Origin of the sequence: Nocardia neocaledoniensis (genome assembly GCF_029868625.1) — a bacterium.
GTDB lineage: Bacteria > Actinomycetota > Actinomycetes > Mycobacteriales > Mycobacteriaceae > Nocardia > Nocardia neocaledoniensis_A.
The window spans coordinates 25,053-42,822 of record NZ_JARWOJ010000047.1; the positions used below are offsets into that span (position 1 = coordinate 25,053).

At 68.0% G+C, this 17,770-nt stretch carries 17 protein-coding genes; 9 read left to right on the forward strand and 8 right to left on the reverse strand.

Annotated features, from left to right (window positions below):
* Window position 1: 1 nt before the first annotated feature.
* The 6 genes from QH270_RS02585 to QH270_RS02610 all read right to left on the reverse strand — a co-directional run bounded on the left by QH270_RS02585 (window position 2) and on the right by QH270_RS02610 (window position 7,423).
* The gene (locus QH270_RS02585; protein ID WP_233000738.1) at window positions 2-1,129 is read right to left on the reverse strand and encodes a glycosyltransferase; all 1,128 of its coding nucleotides are present in this window, start codon (window positions 1,127-1,129) and stop codon (window positions 2-4) included.
* Window positions 1,130-1,208: 79 nt separating this feature from the next.
* A complete protein-coding gene (locus tag QH270_RS02590) occupies window positions 1,209-2,207 on the reverse strand; it encodes a GAF domain-containing protein (protein ID WP_280338705.1) in 999 nt (332 codons plus the stop codon).
* Window positions 2,204-4,021, reverse strand: coding sequence for a putative bifunctional diguanylate cyclase/phosphodiesterase (locus QH270_RS02595; RefSeq protein WP_280338721.1), 1,818 nt, complete (start codon window positions 4,019-4,021; stop codon window positions 2,204-2,206). The genes QH270_RS02590 and QH270_RS02595 overlap by 4 nt, the downstream gene beginning before the upstream one ends.
* A 68-nt stretch (window positions 4,022-4,089) precedes the next feature.
* Window positions 4,090-6,234: an Rv1355c family protein gene (locus tag QH270_RS02600; RefSeq protein WP_280338706.1), complete on the reverse strand. Its 2,145-nt coding sequence runs from the start codon at window positions 6,232-6,234 to the stop codon at window positions 4,090-4,092.
* A 308-nt stretch (window positions 6,235-6,542) separates the two neighbouring features.
* The gene (locus tag QH270_RS02605; protein ID WP_280338707.1) at window positions 6,543-6,983 is read right to left on the reverse strand and encodes an AraC family transcriptional regulator; all 441 of its coding nucleotides are present in this window, start codon (window positions 6,981-6,983) and stop codon (window positions 6,543-6,545) included.
* Complete coding sequence (locus QH270_RS02610; protein ID WP_280338708.1) at window positions 6,980-7,423, reverse strand: GyrI-like domain-containing protein; 444 nt, start codon at window positions 7,421-7,423, stop codon at window positions 6,980-6,982. The genes QH270_RS02605 and QH270_RS02610 overlap by 4 nt, the downstream gene beginning before the upstream one ends.
* Window positions 7,424-7,648: 225 nt before the next feature.
* Here QH270_RS02610 and QH270_RS02615 point away from each other — a divergent pair, with 225 nt between their 5' ends.
* Window positions 7,649-9,940: a hypothetical protein gene (locus QH270_RS02615; protein WP_280338709.1), complete on the forward strand. Its 2,292-nt coding sequence runs from the start codon at window positions 7,649-7,651 to the stop codon at window positions 9,938-9,940.
* Between the two features lie 16 nt (window positions 9,941-9,956).
* On the opposite strand, the gene QH270_RS02620 is transcribed toward QH270_RS02615, so the two are convergent.
* Window positions 9,957-10,886 carry an alpha/beta hydrolase gene (locus tag QH270_RS02620; protein WP_280338710.1) on the reverse strand — a complete coding sequence of 310 codons (930 nt, stop codon included), beginning with the start codon at window positions 10,884-10,886 and terminating at the stop codon, window positions 9,957-9,959.
* Window positions 10,887-11,216: 330 nt separating this feature from the next.
* On the opposite strand from QH270_RS02620, the gene QH270_RS02625 reads away from it, so the two are divergent.
* From QH270_RS02625 to QH270_RS02645, 5 genes are all read left to right on the forward strand, one after another.
* Window positions 11,217-12,689 (forward strand): MDR family MFS transporter, encoded by a 1,473-nt coding sequence (locus tag QH270_RS02625; RefSeq protein WP_280338711.1) that lies wholly within the window; start codon window positions 11,217-11,219, stop codon window positions 12,687-12,689.
* A 269-nt stretch (window positions 12,690-12,958) separates the two neighbouring features.
* Window positions 12,959-13,297, forward strand: a complete 339-nt coding sequence (locus tag QH270_RS02630) for a WXG100 family type VII secretion target (protein ID WP_280338712.1) — start codon at window positions 12,959-12,961, stop codon at window positions 13,295-13,297.
* Window positions 13,297-13,599: a WXG100 family type VII secretion target gene (locus tag QH270_RS02635; RefSeq protein ID WP_280338713.1), complete on the forward strand. Its 303-nt coding sequence runs from the start codon at window positions 13,297-13,299 to the stop codon at window positions 13,597-13,599. The genes QH270_RS02630 and QH270_RS02635 overlap by 1 nt, the downstream gene beginning before the upstream one ends.
* A 5-nt stretch (window positions 13,600-13,604) precedes the next feature.
* A complete protein-coding gene (locus QH270_RS02640; protein ID WP_280338714.1) occupies window positions 13,605-15,038 on the forward strand; it encodes an EndoU domain-containing protein in 1,434 nt (477 codons plus the stop codon).
* Between the two features lie 15 nt (window positions 15,039-15,053).
* Entirely contained in the window at window positions 15,054-15,413 is a 360-nt protein-coding gene (locus QH270_RS02645; protein WP_280338715.1) for a MafI family immunity protein, read from the forward strand.
* Here the strand turns inward: QH270_RS02645 and QH270_RS02650 are convergent.
* Complete coding sequence (locus QH270_RS02650) at window positions 15,400-15,531, reverse strand: hypothetical protein (RefSeq protein WP_280338716.1); 132 nt, start codon at window positions 15,529-15,531, stop codon at window positions 15,400-15,402. The two genes, QH270_RS02645 and QH270_RS02650, sit on opposite strands and share 14 nt — an antisense overlap.
* A gap of 210 nt (window positions 15,532-15,741) precedes the next feature.
* Between QH270_RS02650 and QH270_RS02655 the strand changes: the two genes are divergently transcribed.
* From QH270_RS02655 to QH270_RS02665, 3 genes are all read left to right on the forward strand, one after another.
* Window positions 15,742-16,293, forward strand: a complete 552-nt coding sequence (locus QH270_RS02655; protein WP_280338717.1) for a DUF3558 domain-containing protein — start codon at window positions 15,742-15,744, stop codon at window positions 16,291-16,293.
* A gap of 37 nt (window positions 16,294-16,330) precedes the next feature.
* Window positions 16,331-16,792, forward strand: coding sequence for a hypothetical protein (locus tag QH270_RS02660; protein WP_280338718.1), 462 nt, complete (start codon window positions 16,331-16,333; stop codon window positions 16,790-16,792).
* Between the two features lie 10 nt (window positions 16,793-16,802).
* Window positions 16,803-17,770: hypothetical protein (locus QH270_RS02665; RefSeq protein WP_280338719.1), on the forward strand; the 968-nt coding region annotated here is incomplete at its 3' end.

A 17,770-nucleotide genomic window follows, 5' to 3' on the forward strand; every position in this document is an offset into this window, starting at 1 on the left:
CTCAGCGGTCCAGGACGGCGAGCATCCCCGCGACCGCGCGCGGCCAGGTGAACTGTTCGGCGCGTGTGCGGGCGGCGCGGCGGCGGCCCGAGGTGGGCATGGCGAGGACATCGGTGACGGCGCGGGCGAAGGCGCGGGGGCGGTCGGCGGCGATGGCGCCGCATTCGGCGGTCACGATGTCGGCCAGCGCCGACGAGCGGCTGGCGACCACGGGGGTTCCGGCGGCGAGGGCTTCCAGCGCGGCGAGGCCGAAGGTCTCGTGCGGCCCCGGTGCGAGTGAGACATCAGCGGTGGCAAGAAGTTTCGCGACCATGGCACGGTCGCTGATGAACCCGGTGAAGTGGACCGCCGGCGCGCCGCCCGGCAGGGCGGGCAGGGTGCGGGCCCGGCGTTCCAGCGACTCGCGGCGGGGCCCGTCACCGGCGACGACGAGGCGCGCGGGCACCCCAGCACGGTGCAGCGCCCCGACCGCCTCGATGCTGCGGTCGACCCGCTTCTCCACCGACAACCGCCCGCAGTGCACCAGCATCGGATGCCCGGCGACGCCGAGGTCGGCGCGCAGCCGCTGATCGCGGCGGCGCGGGCTGAACAGATCGAGGTCGACGCCGAGCGGCACCAGTTCCACATTGGGCGCGCCGATGCGCTGGAATTCCTCGCGCGCGAAATCGGTCGTGCACACGACCATGTCGTAGTCGTCGGCGGTGCGCCGGTTGGCGACGTCGGCGCAGCGGCGCGCGGCCGGGCCGGGCAGGAACTGGCCGAGCAGCCGGTCGAGCCGTTCGTGCGAGATCATCACGCTGGTGACCCCGCGCCGCCCGGCCCAGCGCCCGAAGCCGCGCAGAGTGAGCCGGTCGGAGACCTCGAGCACGTCGGGCCGCAGGCCGCCGAGCACATCGGCGACGCGGCGCGGATCGGCGGCCCGGTAGCCACCGGTGCACGGGATCGCCAGCGCGGGCAGGGTGATCCGCAGGGCGCCGGTGGGCAGCACTTCCTCGCTGCGGCGCGGGCCGGGGACGATCAGCACCACCTCGTGCCCCGCGGCGACATACCCCTCGCCGAGGTGATGCAGCGCGGTGCGCAGCCCACCCGAACGCGGACCGTAGAAGTTGGCGAGCTGCACGATGCGCACTCCCCCGATGCTTCAACGACGCGGGTGCACCCCGGAACCGGCCCGGACAACTCGGGGTGAACAGCGGAGAAAGATGCGGCTAACCGGCCTCGGAATCCTCGGTCCACACCCGCAGCAGTCCGTGACCGGAGGCCGCCGTCGCCAGCGACACGAGTTCGGCCATGGCGAGAATCCACGCGCCACCGGCGAAGCGCACCCGCAGGGTGAGCCGCTCGATCGCGCCGGGATCTTCCGCGACCCGCGCGCAGGCGGCGCGCAACGCCGCCAGATCGCCCGCGTCGATGATCGGCCGCTCCACCGCCCACGGCGCCAGCGGCGGCGGCGGTTCGACCACCCACTCGTAGATGATGCCGCTCGACAGCGCGATGACGCCCACCCCGACATCCACGCGCTGGGACACCGCGCGCAGCATCGCCAGCTCCGGATCGGACACGGCGGTCTCCCAGCCGTGCTCGGGCAGCGCGTGCATCAGCCCGCTCACCCGGGTGACCCGCGGCGCGGCCCTGGCGATCATCTGGAAGCCGCGCAGCACCTCGTCGTCGCCGAGCATGTCGACCACGCCCTGCCAGCAGCCGCCCGGCTCGAGCGCGGTGGCCATGGCGAAGTACTCGACCCGGCCGTCGAAACCCACCATCCGGCCGAAGGCGTCCGGCGGGGTGCGCACCACTTTGACCTCGGCCGGATCGCGGGCGAAGATCAGCTCCTCCAGCCCTGGCCCGTGGTAGGCGAGCTCGGAGTCGGCGGCCCAGTCCCACGCGGCGACGCGCCGACGCGGCGGCACCGGGGCGTCGGCGTCGCCGATCCACAACTGCACGCCGTGCACCCCGTCGAACGCGCAGCGGACCGGCTCGGCGACGACGAGCTGCCCGTCGACCACATCGCGCACCGACGCCTGTTCCGCCCGGCACCGGCGCACGGCGTCGAGCGCGAGCTCCGCGCGCTGTTTCCCGAGCCTTCGGTGCAGCCAGATCGGCCCCACCCACTGCCGTGCCCGCGCGCCCTCCGCGACGACGGTCGGCGCGAGGTCATCGACGAGGGTCTCCAGCAGCAGCCAGTCGCCCGTCGTCGGCGCGGTCAACTCGGGGCCACGCCGCGACCCGCGCGTGGGAGATCGAGGTCGAGCGGAATCCGCCCCTGCCGCAGCTGCGCTTCGACTTCCTCGGCGGGCATCGGCCGCGCGATGAGGAACCCTTGCGCGCGGTAGCAACCGAGCCCCACCAATGTCCTGGCCGCCATGGGGGTCTCGACACCCTCGCCGACGACGCCGAGTCCGAAGGAACCGGCGAGACCGATGATGGATTTCACGATCGCCAGGTCGTCGTTGCTGTCACCCAGGCGCTGCACGAAGCCGCGATCGATCTTCACCGCGTCGACGGGCAGCGCCTTGAGATGCGACAGCGAGCTGTAGCCGGTGCCGAAGTCGTCGATGGCGATCTGCACACCCATCCGCTTGAGCCCGCGCAGGGTGAGCCTGGTGCGCACGAGGTCCTGCACGACGACGTGCTCGGTGATCTCGAGGCACACCGAGCTGCCGTCGATGCCGAACAGGCGCAAGATGTCGTCGATCCGCTCGACGAAGTCGGCGCTGACCAGCTGCACCGGCGAGACGTTGATCCGCATCACCACATTGGCGGCCAGCCCGCGCCGCCGCCAGTCGGCGAACTGGGAGCAGGCCGACCGGATGACCCAGCGGCCGAGCTCACCGGCCAGATTGGTGGCCTCGGCCACCGAGACGAACGCGCCGGGCGGTAACAACCCGCGCGTGGGGTGCTGCCAGCGCACCAGCGCCTCCAGCGCCACGATCCGGCCGGTGCGCAGGTCCACCTCGGGCTGGTAGTGCAGGATCAGCGAGCCGTCCGACACCGCGCTGCGCAGGTTGAGCTCCACGTCGTCCTGGAGTTCGAATTGCGCGCGCATGGCGTCGGTGAACACGGCGACCCCGTTGCCGCCGCCGGATTTCGCCGACAACAGCGCGTGATCGGCGCGACGCAGGACGTCCGACACCGAGGTCTCTCCCGGAATGCCGAGCGCGACGCCGACACTCACCCCTCGGCTCACCGACTCCTGGCCCACCGAGACGCGGCGGCCGATGACCTGCTGGATCCGGGTCGCCTCCAGCTCGGCCGCGACCGCGTCCATGGTCGCGGCGGGCACGATGACGAACTCGTCGCCGCCGAGGCGGGCGATCATGTCGCCGGGATCGAGGTTCTGTTCGAGCCTGCGCGCCAGCGTGCGGATGAAGTTGTCACCCGCGCTGTGGCCGAGGAAGTCGTTGAGCGCCTTGAGGCGGTCGAGATCGAGGAAGAAGGTGGCGACCGGGCCCGCCTGGCCGGGGCGCAGCCGCTGCTCCATGTACTCGAGCAGGGCGCGGCGGTTGGCCAGGCCGGTGAGATCGTCGTGTAGGGCGATGTAGCGCAACCGTTCCTCGGCCACCACGCGCGCCTGTAACTGGGCGAACAGCGCCGCGATGGCCTTGAGGACGTTGAGTTCGCGCTTGGTCCACTCGCGATCGCCCATCTTCACGAAACCGAGCACCCCGGTCGACTCGCCCCGCGACACCAGCGGCACACAGGCCATCGCCACCTCGGGAATGCCCGAGGACTTGCGGATCGTCTCCTGATAGTCGGCGCTGTCGCGGCTCGGCCGCACGATCAGCGGCTCGGTCGCGTACTCGAGGGCGGCGAAGACGGAGTCGGCGTGCTCGAACTCGACCGTGTGCAGCGGGTCGGGATCGGGCACGTCGTCGCGATGCGGCCATTCGGCGACCAGCACCGTGGCCCGCTTGACGCGGTCGGTGTGGCGCAGGTAGCTGAAGTCGACATCGAAGTGATCGACCAGCTCGGCGAGCACCCGCTCGCTCGCCGCCACCATGGTCGTGGCGTCGACACCCATCAACTCGGAGGCGACCTGGGTCACCAGTGAGTCGAGCGTTCGCCGAGGCACATTGTCTCCGATCCGCGCTATCCGTCGTTCCTACTGCCGGGCACCGGCAACCGTCGACTGCGAACACTCGCAGCCGCGGCGTAGCTCAGACGAAGAACCAATGCCACGTTCTCATCATCGGGTATCCCCAGCAGGTTGTGGAAATGCCTCTGAATCCCGGCAAGTGTATCTGTGAACTCGGGAGAAACGCTGCGCAAATCCTCCCACCCGCGCGCGTAGAGGAACACCGGAGACACCGGCTGCACCGCGAGCCCCAGCAGTTGCGCCCGCAACCACACCCGTTCCACCGCGGCGCCGGCGCGCGCGTAATCGGCCAGATCCGGGGCGCCACCGGCCCGTGCCCGGACGCAGACGGCGACCAGCGCCGAGCTGGACCGCACCCGATCGACGGTGAATTCGCCCAGCGCCGAGCCCGCCGACCACTCGCGCAACCGGTCCATCACATCGGTGCGGCGGCCGACCTGGAGCTTGGCCAGTTCGTCCGGGGCCGGGTCGAGGGTGCGCACATCGATGCCGGTGCGCGGATCCTCACCCGGCCAGCGCAATTCGGCGTAGAGCTGCTCGTGCAGCTGCGGCGTCAGATAGCGCACCCGATCGCTGGACCCGAGCAGTTCGGCCGCCTCGGCCAACGCGTCGACCCCGGTGACGGCGTGCACGGTGGCGTCCTCGGCCCCGGCGGCGGAGCGCAGTGCGGGCAGCACGGTCCCGGACAGCGGCGCCGCCGAACCGAGCCTGCGATTGGTCTGCCTGCTCAGCGCGAGGGGGTAATCGGCGGCCAGATCGTTGTCGGCGCCCTCGGCGAGCGGCAGGCGCGCGAGCAACGGCGTCGCCGGGTCGTCGAGGCGCAGTTCCGGCGTCCCGAGCAGCCCGAAGGCCGCCGCGGCGACCCTGGCGTTGTGCAGCGCGGCGCCGACGGCCACGGCACTGGCCCGCAGCCGGACATCCAGCGCGGTCGTCACGCTGGGATCGAGCGCGATCTCCACCAGCCGGTCCGTGCCGCGCAGCCGCCACGGCTGGGTGTTGCCGCCCGACGGCGCCCGCTGCGCGCAGGACAGGATGGCCGCCAGCGGGTCGGTGGGCGGCTCCTCGACCGGGTCTTCGGCGATGTCGGCGCACTCCTCGACGTGGCCGGGTTCGGCGAGCGAGTCCAGTGCCGCCTCGAGATCGACCCTGGTGCGGCCGGAGGAGAGCTTGGCACCGAGCCCGATCCGGCGCACGGCGGCGGCCACGATGGCCGCGCCCAGCTGCACGTCACTGCCCAATTGCGGCCATGTGGTGACGGTCTCACCGACCTCGGCCAGGCTCGCCGCCATCCGCGCGGAGAGCTGACCGGGGTCGAGGATGCGCAGCACGTGCGGCGCCTTGGCCCTGGTGTCGAGGTCGGCCAGGTCGGCGCCGGTGGTCTCGCCGAGCAGGCCGTGGAAGGGCACCCGGCCGGGTTCGAGGTCGTAGCGTTCGACGTCGAACAGACCGCGGTCGCTGGTGTCCATGAGCAGCGGGATCCGGCGCCGCCGGGCCGCCTCGCGGACCGCGAATTTGATGTCGAGCGAATCGCATTCCTCGACCACGATCGACAGGCCGTCCACGAACGCGTCGGCGGTCTCGCCGAGCACGCCCGCGGTCCAGATCTCGACGGGCAGGTACGGATCGAGCTCGGCGACGCGGCGGGCGGTCACCACCGATTTGTTGACGCCCACGTCGAAGAGCCCGCCGGGCACCCGATTCAGATTCGACAGCTCGATGGTGTCGAAGTCGGCCAGTCGCAGCCGTCCGCACGAGGCCTCGAGCGCGAGGGTGAAGGCCACCGAATGGCCGACGCTCTGCCCGACGACGCCGACCGTGAGCCCGGCCAGCCGCCGCTGTTCGTCGCGGGTGAGCTTGTTGCGGTTGCGGTCGAGCCGGATCGCGCGGAAGGCGGCGGGCCCGAGGATCGCGATGAGCGTGTGCCGCCACGGGTAGTAGACCCACCGCTCCTCGTCGGGGTCGAGGTCCGGCGGCGCGCCGGTGAGCTCGGACAGCTCGGCGCGCAGCCCGGCGCGCAGGTCGATGACGCGGACGCCGACCGCGTCGGTGAGCTGCCGCAGGGTTGCCGCGTCGGCGCGATGGGCCGGATCGAGCACGAGTGGGCGGTAGACGTTGTCCGGTGAATCCAGTTCGATCATCGAGGGGCCCGACCAAGGAACCGCGCCTCCGCGACCCATCCGCCGGTGCGGTGAATCCACCGCAACCCCGCGCCGTCGCGCGCTGCTTCGACAGCCATCGTGTTCCTACTCCGTGCTACGCGCCCGCGCGCGGTCCGCGTCCTACCGATGCCGACAGGTGCAGTATCCGCTATGCGAGGGGATTGCACCACAGGAGTGGCTAATTTTCCGGAAACATCTCGGACGATGTGGAGTATCCGCAGGTCAGAACAGGTAAGCCGAGAAGGAGGGTGAAAATCCAGACCGGACGGTTCGAAATCAGCTAATAGCTAGCTATCAACAGTGATGGAGACGAAGAGCTCGACGGTGTCGGGACCGTGCCAGACCTCGATCTCCTCGCGATAGGCCCGCGAGATCTCCGCCGAGGCGGTGGCATCGTCGACCTGCGCCCAGACATCCTCCACCGGATCGTGGTAGTCACCGTTGGGAACGAAGCGAGCGTAGATGCCCTTGGGAACGGACACCATGAGATCGCCGACCGGTACCTCGTCCGGCGCGCTGAATTCCCGCGCGACCAGCGCGTTCCAGTTCCCCGCCGAGTCCGGGACGTAGACGGTGTGCAGCGGCTCGCCGCCCTCGGGCCGGTCGCGCAGGCGGTCCTTGAGGAACTCGATCAGATCGCTGTTGCTCACCTTGAAGCTCGGATGCACGCGCGGGACCGCCAGGCCACCGTAGAGCGCGCCCGCGCGCACGACGATCGTGTAACTCATCGCGGATCTACCGCCAGGTACAGATCGATCTTGTAGGCGTGCGGGTAGCACTCGAAATCGCCGGTGTGAGTGCGCTTGATCTGGTTGTGCTCCTCGGCGTAGGCGATCTGGGTCCACAGATCCGTCATCACCTGCGGAAAGTTACCGACCGAGGAGAACCTGGCGTAGGTGCCGCGCGGCAGGCGGGCCGCCAGATGGCCCCGGGTGACCTGCTCGAGCGAGTCGCACTGATAGCCGACGATCTGGGTGTTGTAGGTGCCGAGGTCCCCGGAGAAGTCCGTGTAGGCGCTGGCCAGCGGGCCGCCGAGGTCCTGGTGAAGCACCGCGGACCAGGCGGCCTCGAGATCACGGTCGCGCAGCTCACCGAGCGCGCGCTTGGGACTGCGGACCGGCAGACCGGCCACCCAGGTTTCGTCCCGCTCGACGATTTCGAACTGCATTGATGACTCTCTCGAAGGGTCGGCTCGGTTGCGCCATGCTATCAATCACGATCCCCGACAGTGCTGACACACCGAGTTGTGCTGAGTCCCACCTAACCACATCTGAGCTGGACAAACGTCCACCACCACGCCGCGACACCGCTCGGTATTGTCCGATTCACCTCCATGCCCTAGGCTCCCGCGCTCGTGTGGACACGCGCGGTACTGGAACCGCGAAAAGAAGTGATGCGGTGGGCGATCATCGTCGTGATCGCCGTCCTGGCCGGGTATCTCGCGGTACTGCTCGGCGACCCTCGGCACTTCTACACCGACGACACCGAGGCGCAGTACGTGCCGATGTGGCAGCTGCTCGGCAACGAACTGCGAGCCGGGCGATTCCCGGCGATGGTGCCCTGGGAATGGATGGCGGGCAACTACAGCCTCGAGGAGGCCGGGCTCTACAACCCGGCGCAGCTGCTCGTCTACCTGCTCGCCCCCTCGTTCGACGATCTCGCCCTGTACGCGACCGCGGTGAAGTTCGTGTTCTCCGCGATCGCGGCGCTCGGCGTGTTCCGGATCTGCCTGGCCTACGGCGCCAAGGCGCCACTGGCCGCGGTGGCCGGGGTGGCGTTCCCGTTCAGCGGCTGGTTCCTGTTCTTCGACGAGGCCAGCTGGTTCACCTCGCAGACCGGCACCGCCTGGCTCGTGCACGCCTGGGCCTCGGCCGTGCTCTACGCGCGCGGGCGCAGCGGGCCGATCCCCCTGTTCGTCTTCCTGTACCTGGCGCTGACCATCCAATACGCCTTCCCCGCTGTCGAATCCGGGCTGATGATCGCCGCCGTCGCGGCGGGTGAGTACCTGTACCAGCGCCGGTGGGCGCCGGTCCTGCGGGTCGTCGCCGCGTCCGGGCTCGCGGCACTGGCCTCGCTGGTCGCCAATCTGCCGATCCTGCTGTCCTCGCAGGCCACCTGGCGCGGTGACGTGTCGACCATCCACAACGACCCCTTCCTGACCGTGCCGTGGTCGGAATCGCTCAATGCCAGCCTGCCCAGCACGGTGCCCGCCTTCACCGCCTGGTGGGGCCATGTGCAGCCGTTACCGATGGTCTACATCGCCTGGTTCGTGATCCCGGCGCTGGCCTTCATCGACTGGAAGGCCGCCGCCCGCGCGGCCGCCGAATGGAGCGGGATCGCGCTGTTCGCCGTCGCCACGCTGATGTGGACCGCGGGCCCGGGCGCGATCGGCCCGCTGCGCTGGCCCGCGCGGGTGCTGCCGATGCTGGCGATCGCGCTGCTGGTACTCGTGTGTGTGCTGCTCAGCCGCTACGGGGCATTCGATTCCTCGCGGCGGCGGTACGCGGCGGCGGGCGCGCTGATCGGCCTGCTGTTCCTGCGATCCTTCTCCGCCGCACCGAAACTCCTCGACCGGCACGTCCTCGGGGTGGCGGTCGTGGTCGCGCTCGGCGCGGCCTCGCTGTGGCTGGCGCGCACGCGCGGCATCGCCGCGGCCGCCGCGCTCACCATCGTCGCCACCGGACCCATCGCCTTCGCGCAGGTGGCAGCGGCGCCGGCGACCCCGCTGTCGTACGGGTTCCCGGAGCGACGCTCGGAGATGACGGCGGCCTTCCCCGACTTCGATGGCCGCACACTGCAATTGGCCGACCGGATCGCGGTGCGCGACGACGAGCGGACGCTGGCGGGCACCTACGGGTCCATCGCGCTCGGCAGCTACGCCAAGAACCTCGGCCTGCAGTACGTGAACGGCTACACCCCGGTCGGTCACGCGGCCTTCGCCGGTCTGCTCTGCATGGCCTGGGACGGCGGCACCTGCCCCGACGCCTACCGCAGGGTCTTCGCCGTCGAGCCGTCGACCGATACGCCGATCGTGGACCTGATGCGCCTGGATCGCGTTGTCCTGCAACGCGCCCAGTACCCCGACGCGGGCGAGAAGCCGGCACCGGCCGGCTGGAAGTTCGTCCACTATCCCGGCCACGAACACCAGATCTGGGTGCTGGAACGGGTGAACCCGCTGCCCTCGCCCGGCGACCTGATCGCGCACGAGTCGGGCGTGCACGCGACCGTGATGGCCGACGGCGGGTTGACCAACCGCGCGACGGTCTCCTCGGGCACCGGCGGCCGAGTCGTACTGTCCCGCTTGGCCTGGCCCGGCTACCACGCGACGCTCGGCGGGCAGGAGATCCCGGTGCGCGCCGTCGCGGGAACCTTCGTCGCGGTCGACGTCCCGCCGGGTACGCACAACGCCGAACTGGTGGTCACGTGGCGGCCGCCGGGCCTGTCGATCAGCTTGCCGAGCGCGGTGCTCGCGCTCCTCGGAATCGCCCTGCTGCAGTGGTGGTTCCGGCGCGGGGGGCGGCGGGCCCCCCCCCCCCGGGGGCGCCCGCGGGGCCGGTCGATCCGCTGGCCGCGCGGGGGGCGCGCGCCCCTCGCAACCCCCCTGCGGCTGGGGGGGTCCGGGCGCGGCCCCCGGCGCCCCACCGAGCCGGTGGCTCAGCCCGTGCCGGTCGCCGTCGAATCCTGAACGCGGGCGCCCTGTTTCAGGCGCCGATGCGCGCGGCCAGGTGCGGCCACGCCGCGTGCAGATCCGTCTCGAACTGGCCCCAGGTGTGCGAGCCCGTCGGCCGGTGGACGTGCGTGGCGGGGATGCCCAGCTGGGCGAGGCGGCCGGCGAAGGCGGCGGTGCAGGCGCCGGCGATGGCCTCCACCGGCGGCATCGGCAGGCCGTGATCGTTGGGGCCGGGGATGCCGGTGGCCGCGGCGAGGAAGATCGTCTTGCCTGCGAGCCTGCCCGCGTTGGCGAACACATCGTGAGCCCGCCAGCCCGGCCCGCCGGGCAGGCCCCACATGTTCCCCGGGTTGCCGCCGCCGCGCACCGCGACCGCGCTGGCCAGGCCGATCCCGGCCGGATCCGCCGACCAGGGGCAGCCGCTCAGCGCGGCGACCGCGTCGAAGCGTGGGCCGCCCTGGATCGTCAGGTCGAGCGCGGAGCCCGCGCTCATCGACACACCGACGATGGCGTTGCGGCCGCTGGCGCCGAGCGCGCCGTCGATCACCTCGGGCAGTTCCTGGGTCAGGTAGGTCTCCCAGCGCGGGCGGCCGAGGCTCGGGTCCTCGGAGATCCAATCGGTGTAGAGGGTGAACGCGCCGCCCACCGGCATCACCACGTTGACGAACTTGTCGGCGAAGAAGCCGCGCACATCGGTGTCGTCCCACCAGGAGATCCCGTCGGCACCGCCGCCTGCCCCGGTGAGCAGATACACCGTCGGCGCGCCCGCCCCCGCGGCCTTGATCACCTTGTTCTGGATGACCCGGCCCATCGCCGGGGAATACACATCGAGCTGGACCGCCCGGCCGCCCAGGGGCACCTCGCCCGCCACCCGCGCGCCGGGATCGGCATTCGCGTTGGCGCCCCCGAGCACGGCGACGAGAACACACACCACAGCAAGCCACAGTCTCGATGCAGTCACCACCTCGGTATACCCCGCGACGTGAGCCGACACACCGTGCCACGCCCCGCCTCGACGGCTTCGATATCGAGGGTGAGCAGGGTCACCGAAGATCTCGGAACTCGACAAAAGAGGGCTCTCACCTGCGGGCCACCGTCATGCGTCACAGATACCGCGGGGGAAAATCAGGTGATTTCTGTCGGTGGTGACCGGAATACTGGCCCGCGCCCGATGAGTTGGACAGTTGCACACCGTCTCAAGTTCATGAGGTGCCGAGGACTCACCGTCTGCGACTCGGCATCGGGTGATGACCGCGCGCCCAGCCGACCGCATGCTCCTGGAGGTACCCCAATGCCAGCCGACCTGTCCACGCCCAAGCAGGGCGGGACACCGCTCGTCATCCGGGTACTCGTCCTGGCGACCTTCGTGGTGATCCTCAACGAGACCATCATGATCAACGCCATCCCCCGGTTGATGGCCGATCTGCACGTCACCGAGGTGGCCGCGCAGTGGGTCTCCACCGCGTTCATGCTCACGATGGCCGCCATCATCCCCACCACCGGCTGGTTCCTGCAGCGGGTCACCACCAGGCAGGCCTACGCGACCGCGATGGGCGTGTTCATCGCGGGCACCGTCCTCTCGGCGCTGGCCCCGACCTTCGCCGTGCTGCTGATCGGCCGGATCATCCAGGCAGGCGGCACCGCGGTGATGATGCCGCTGCTGATGACCACCCTGATGACCGTGGTCGCCGAGCGGGACCGCGGCAAGGTGATGGGCAACGTCACCCTGGCCATCTCCGTCGCCCCGGCGATGGGCCCGGTCATCTCCGGTCTGATCCTGCAGGTCGCGTCGTGGCGCTGGCTGTTCGTGATCATGCTGCCGATCGCCGGTGTGGTCACCTGGCTGGGTCTGCGCCAGCTGGAGAACGTCGGTGAGCCGGAGGCCGGTTCGATCGACGTGCTCAGTGTGGCGCTGGCCGCGCTCGGCTTCGGCGGGCTCGTCTACGGCCTGAGCCAGTTCCACGGTGGCAGCTACACCACCGCGGGTCTGATCGTCGCCGGCGGTGTGGTGCTGGTGGCCGCGTTCGCCCTGCGTCAGTTCCAGTTGCAGCGCAACGGAACTCCGCTGCTGGACCTGCGGGTGTTCCTGTCGGGCACCTACGCCAAGGCGCTGGTGCTGATGGCCGTCGCGTTCCTGGCGATGATGGGGTCGATGATCCTGCTGCCGCTGTACCTGCAGAACCTGCGGCACCTGAGCCCGCTGGAGACCGGCCTGCTCGTCATGCCGGGTGGTCTGGCCATGGGCCTGCTCGGCCCGACCGTCGGCAAGCTGTTCGACAAGTTCGGCGGCCGCGTGCTGGTGATCCCCGGTGCCATCGGCATCGCGGTCTCGCTGGCCGGCTTCACCCAGATCTCGCTGACCATGCCGTACTGGCAGCTGCTCGGCCTGCACATCCTGCTGATGATCTCCCTGGCCGCCGCGTTCACCCCGGTGTTCACCCTCGGCCTCGGCGCCCTGCCCATGCACCTGTACTCGCACGGCAGCTCGATGCTCGGCACCCTGCAGCAGGTCGCGGCCGCCTTCGGCACCGCGCTGGTGGTGACGGTCATGTCCGCCCGCAGCACCTCGCTCATCGACGAGGGCACCGACCCGACCACCGCCGCCCTCGACGGCATGCGCCTGGCCTTCCTGGTCTCGGCCGTCCTGGCCCTGATCGTCATCGCCATGGCCGTCCTGCTCCCCAACCGCTCCGCCAACCCGCACGGAGCACACGGCGCGCAGGACGCCGAGGAACCGACGACCCCGGAACTCGTCAAGAACTGACGTCCAGATCGGAAGTCCCCTGGTCACTGTCGGTGACCAGGGGATTTTCGCACCCACCACCGAGCAGCACGGAACTCAACTCACCGAACTCCGCAAGCCGTGGTTGTACGGAGAAACCGACGAAAACACGGAAATCTTCACCGTGATATTGCGGAAGTAGGGGCCATACGTACAGCGTGGAGGCGACTCGGTTGGCTGAATCCTCGTCTGTTGCGGCCCCACAGTGCCACCACTAGGCTGGCGATGAAGGCTTGGGGAGGGGGATACGCGTGGCGGGGGAAAACGAAACGCCCGGGGCAGCTTTCGCGATGGTGCCGGACGATGTGACCGATGCCGGCGTCTATATCCAGCAGGTCGCGGAGTCCCTGATCAACGGGCTCGGCACGCTTGACCGCGAGGTATCGACCGCCCTGGACAGTTGGACTGGTGCGGCAGCAGAGGCATTCGGGGACGGCTGGACCGAAACCAAGAAGGGTGCCGCAGACGTACTGAACGCCCTCACGACGATGGGTGAGCTGCTGGGCATCGCAAGCAAAGCCGTTGCCAGCCAAGACATCTCGAACTCCGAAACTTTCAGTGCACTCGACCTACCGCAATTGAACATGTAATGGCCGACGACTCCCGCGATTTCACCTTCGACATCGACGAGTTGGACCAGCTCATCAGCCGCGCCAATGGGTTCATCGGCTTCCTCACCGAAAGCCTCGATGGCATCGACAACCGAATCGCCTCCATCCAGCAAAACTGGCAGGGGGCCGCTGCTGATGCCCAAGAGGAAGCCTACCGAGAATGGGCTACCGGGGCTGCCACGGTAATCGAAGGACTCACCCAGATGTACAACGCCGCCGTTACCGCACGAAACGCGTACAGTGCGGCACAGCAAGCCAACTTGAGAATGAGCGGTGGCTGACTTCCATGGCCGCAATCTCGCCGCAGTCCTATGAAAGCGCGGCCACAGCGTGCTACGACTTGTCGGAAAAATTCCAAACCGTCTACGAAACGCCGCAAACCGTACTGTTGGAAACAAGCGCAATGGCAGGTGGCTACGAAGCAGTCAAGTCGTGGTCGAAATCCTACGATGACCGCGCCGCCGCATTGACAATGGTTGCAACCAACTTCGCGCGGGCTCTGCAACACTACGGGGACATACTGACGGCGTCCGGTTACAACTGGAAGTCCTCAGAACACACAGCGAACCGCAATCCCAACAAGGGCGACCCACCGGCATTGCCCACCGGAATCCCGTCCGAGCTACCCTACGGCGCGGGCGCAGTCGTCGGTATAGCATCGTCGGGAGCCTATACCAATGGTCTTCAGACAGATTGGACCGAACTACAGGACAAGGTCACCACACTTGTCACTGGCGGCCAAGTCCCCGACGGAGATACCGACAAACTCGCACGCGCCGCAACTATGTGGAAAACCTTCGCCAATTCAGACCCTCTTGAATACGGCGTGGCACGACTATTAACCGTCGCCTCCGGACTGGAACAAGGCTACGGAACCGACGTCCCGGACGATATCCCGAACCATGCGGCCAACCTCCGCAAGCTGGCGGACAAACTCCGCGAAATCCGCACCGCCGCGCACGACATCGCCAATGCAGTCGAGACCCACAACACTGCCTTGGCGAAAATGCGTGCAGACATCAATACCCAGTTCGCAGCGGTAGTCATCGTCACAGCCATATCAATCGGGCGTTCGATGGTGAATGTCAAGGAGCAGCCAGCGAAGGAAAAGGCGCCGAGCAAGCAGCCGTCGCAGTCGCCCAACGACAACAAGGTCGAGATAGATATCGACTTCCTGAACGATGCAGCTTGGGCCATAGCCGGGCCGGCCAACGCATTCCTCGCCACCCTCAGTACCCTTAATTTCACCACCGCCGCGGTGACAAACGGCGATCTCCTGGCCATCGTCGAGTTGCCGATAATTGTAACCACAGTGGACCCGACACAATCCACCAATGGCCTCGGTACCCAATGGGATAAGGTACAAGGGCCTGTTCCGAGCTCAATTTCCATGAGTCAAATGAGGAGAATTCATATCCTCGACGGCGACGGAAAAGGGAACGGCGGCCACGCTCCCGGCGTCGGTATTCCAGGAAAGAATGAATTTCCGGATACCAAAGTTTGGACAGACGATCACATCATCAACAGCATTGAGGATGTCGCCAAGAATCCCGATCAGGTTCCGGTATTTCAGAACCACGGCACTTGGAAGGTCACCGGAACGCGAGATGGCGTTCTTATCGAGGTTATCGTGGATCCGTCGGGTAACATTATCACCGGTTACCCGGTGAGCGGTCCAGGCGTATATAAAAACGACGAAAATGGCAACCCGATCAAGTAAAGTTAGGTGACAACCATGGATTCTGATGATAGGCCGAGCGCGAGGCGTAAAAGGCAACAACTCACTCCGGAGCAGAAGGCCCGATATGTAAAGATGGGCAACGACTCCACGGCCCTACTAGAACGGTTTGCGAACCGTCTGCGGCCCGAAGTGTTGGCGCAGTGCCAAACTTACAGCGAAGTTGGTGAGTGGACATTACTGATCGATAACCTATGCGCCAGCCTGGTGAAGGATAAGGTTTCGATCAGCCCGGCCGAGCGTGATGCGCTGGCTGATGTGATGGCATTGTTTGGGGACCCAAACGAAAATTCATATATGGTGTATATCGATAGTTATGAGCGGGTGTTAGAAGAGCTGAACATTAGCCCAGAGTAGATGTAACCGGAAACGTCTTGATCGGGCTGACGATCCCGTCGATCGTGCTGGCGTGCGTGCTCAGCGTCGTCGACGAGGCGCGCAGCGCGTCCAAGTCGGCCTTGACCGTCTCGCCCAAAGATCCTCACCTCTTCGATTCAAACCTACCCGGACGGACACGTTCATCGGTCAGCGCAACTCTGGCAGGCCCCGAGCACATCTGCTGCGCGTTCGGGGGATGGAATCGGGCACGGGGGATGGGTATCGTGACAGGCCGAAGGGGCGGGGACTTCCCGGCACGAGGGCAGAACAAGGTCGAGGAGGGGCCGCGATGCGGTGCAGTCTGGCGGTGTCGAGCGCGATCGGTGTGCTGATCCTGGCGACCGGATGCGGGACGTCCGACGGGGAAGGTGCGACGGGGGCCAGCACGGCGAGTGGGCAGGCGATGGCGGCTGACGTGCCTGCTGGGTTCGACACGTGTAAGGACATTCCGAAGGCGGTGCTGGATTCGGAGGGGCTGCACAAGGCCAGTTCGAACAACAATGCCGACTATGACGGTGCGGGTGGGGTCAAGTGGCGGGGGTGCAGTTGGGTGATGTCCGATGGATACGGAGTCGGGATCACCACGACCAACCTCACTGTCGAGAAGGTACGAGCAAACACCAAGTTGACCGTCCGCGACGAGTATGTCGTCAACGGGCGATCTGCGCTGGCCACCAGCCGTGCCGACCACAAGAACCCGCGATCGGTCTGCACGCTGAACGTCGCGATGCAGGGCGGGAGCCTCGAGTTCTCACTGGACAACCCTGACTCGCGCGACAAGACGGGCCACCTCGACACCTGCATGCTGGCGCGTGGCCTCGCGGAGAAGATCGTTCCGCTGATTCCGGCGAACGCATAAGCACATTCGACCGACATTTTGACCGGGGGAGATTGACGTGAGCGGCGAACGGCCCTTGCAGGACCTGTTGACAGAAGCAGCCGAAGGAAGGCTGTCGGTGACCTTCGGCGGCTCTGTCCGACTCGATGCCGAGGAGTTCGTCTACATCGAGCGGGAGTGCAAGACCTTCCTGGATTTGATCACCGAACTTCAGCGCACAGCGACCGACATCTCCAACCGCGAAGTGTGGGGGCTTGGCGAAGCCGTCGCCGAACTGACTTCGGCGCAAACCCTGGTGCGCCGCTTCCGCGAGAAGGGCCAGGGATCGGACAACAGCGTGCACGCCGTCCTCGAACAGCATTATCAGATCGTGGAAGACCTCCAAGTCCTCCACCGCACGATCGCGCAGAAGTTCCAGGCGAGCGACGCCGAATTCGCCTCCCGCTACAACGAATTGATGGCCGCTGTACCGCAACCCGGCACACCGGGCGGCGGCGACACCGCGGAAGATCGAGCCTGAGGACACGGCGATGGCTTTCGAGGATCCCCAGATCAAGACCAAAGAGTTGCCGGTCGATTTCAGTCACGAGCAGATCAACAGCGCGTTCAATCCGTTGCAGCCCAACGACAACGCACTGGCGGCGGCCGGTCAGTACGCGCAGATCGCGCAGAAATGGCGCGAGGGTGTCGCCGTGTTCGCGGACCGGATGCGGCGCGCCAGTTCGGCGGCGTGGGACGGCGCGGCCGCCGAGAAGTCGCGGACGGCGATCGCGAACTACACGCAGCGGGCCACCGAGCTGACGCCGGAGCTGGAGGCGCTGGCCAGTCGGGTCCACGAGACCGCCCAAGCGATCACCTCGACCAAGGATGCCTTGCCCGAGGTCGTCCAGAAGTTCAGCTGGACCTCTCCGAGCACCTGGGACAACGCCTTCGACGGCGACGAACGCGAGGACGCCGAGGAGAAGGCCCGTGAGGTGATGGGGAACAACTACGTCACCCCGTTCGGGGCCGCCGACGGCATCGTGCCCAAGCTGTCCACCCCGGTCAGCCCGACCAACCCGCTCTATTCCACGGTCGACGACGGCACCGGCGGCAACAACGACGACAACAACAACGGGAGCACCGGCGGCGGTACCGACAACGGTGACGATTCGCCGACCACCGACCCGGCCGCCACCGAAACCCCCACGGACGAGCAGGAACCCACCACCGACGAAACCCCGACGACCGACGAGTCGGCCGACGACAGCACTGACGACGGCGACCACAGCGACGACGACACCTCGCCCAGCAGCGCCACCCCGACCGACACCACTCCGGCCGCGACCACACCGACCTCCGGCACACCGTCGACCGGCGCGCCAGGCGGCGGCACGGGCGGTGGAACCGGCGGTGGCGGTGGCGGTTCCGGCGCGCCCGGCACCGGCCTGATGGCGCCCGGCGCGGGTCGCAGCGTTGCGGGTGCCCCGAGCCCGGGGACCCCGGCCGCGGCGGCGGC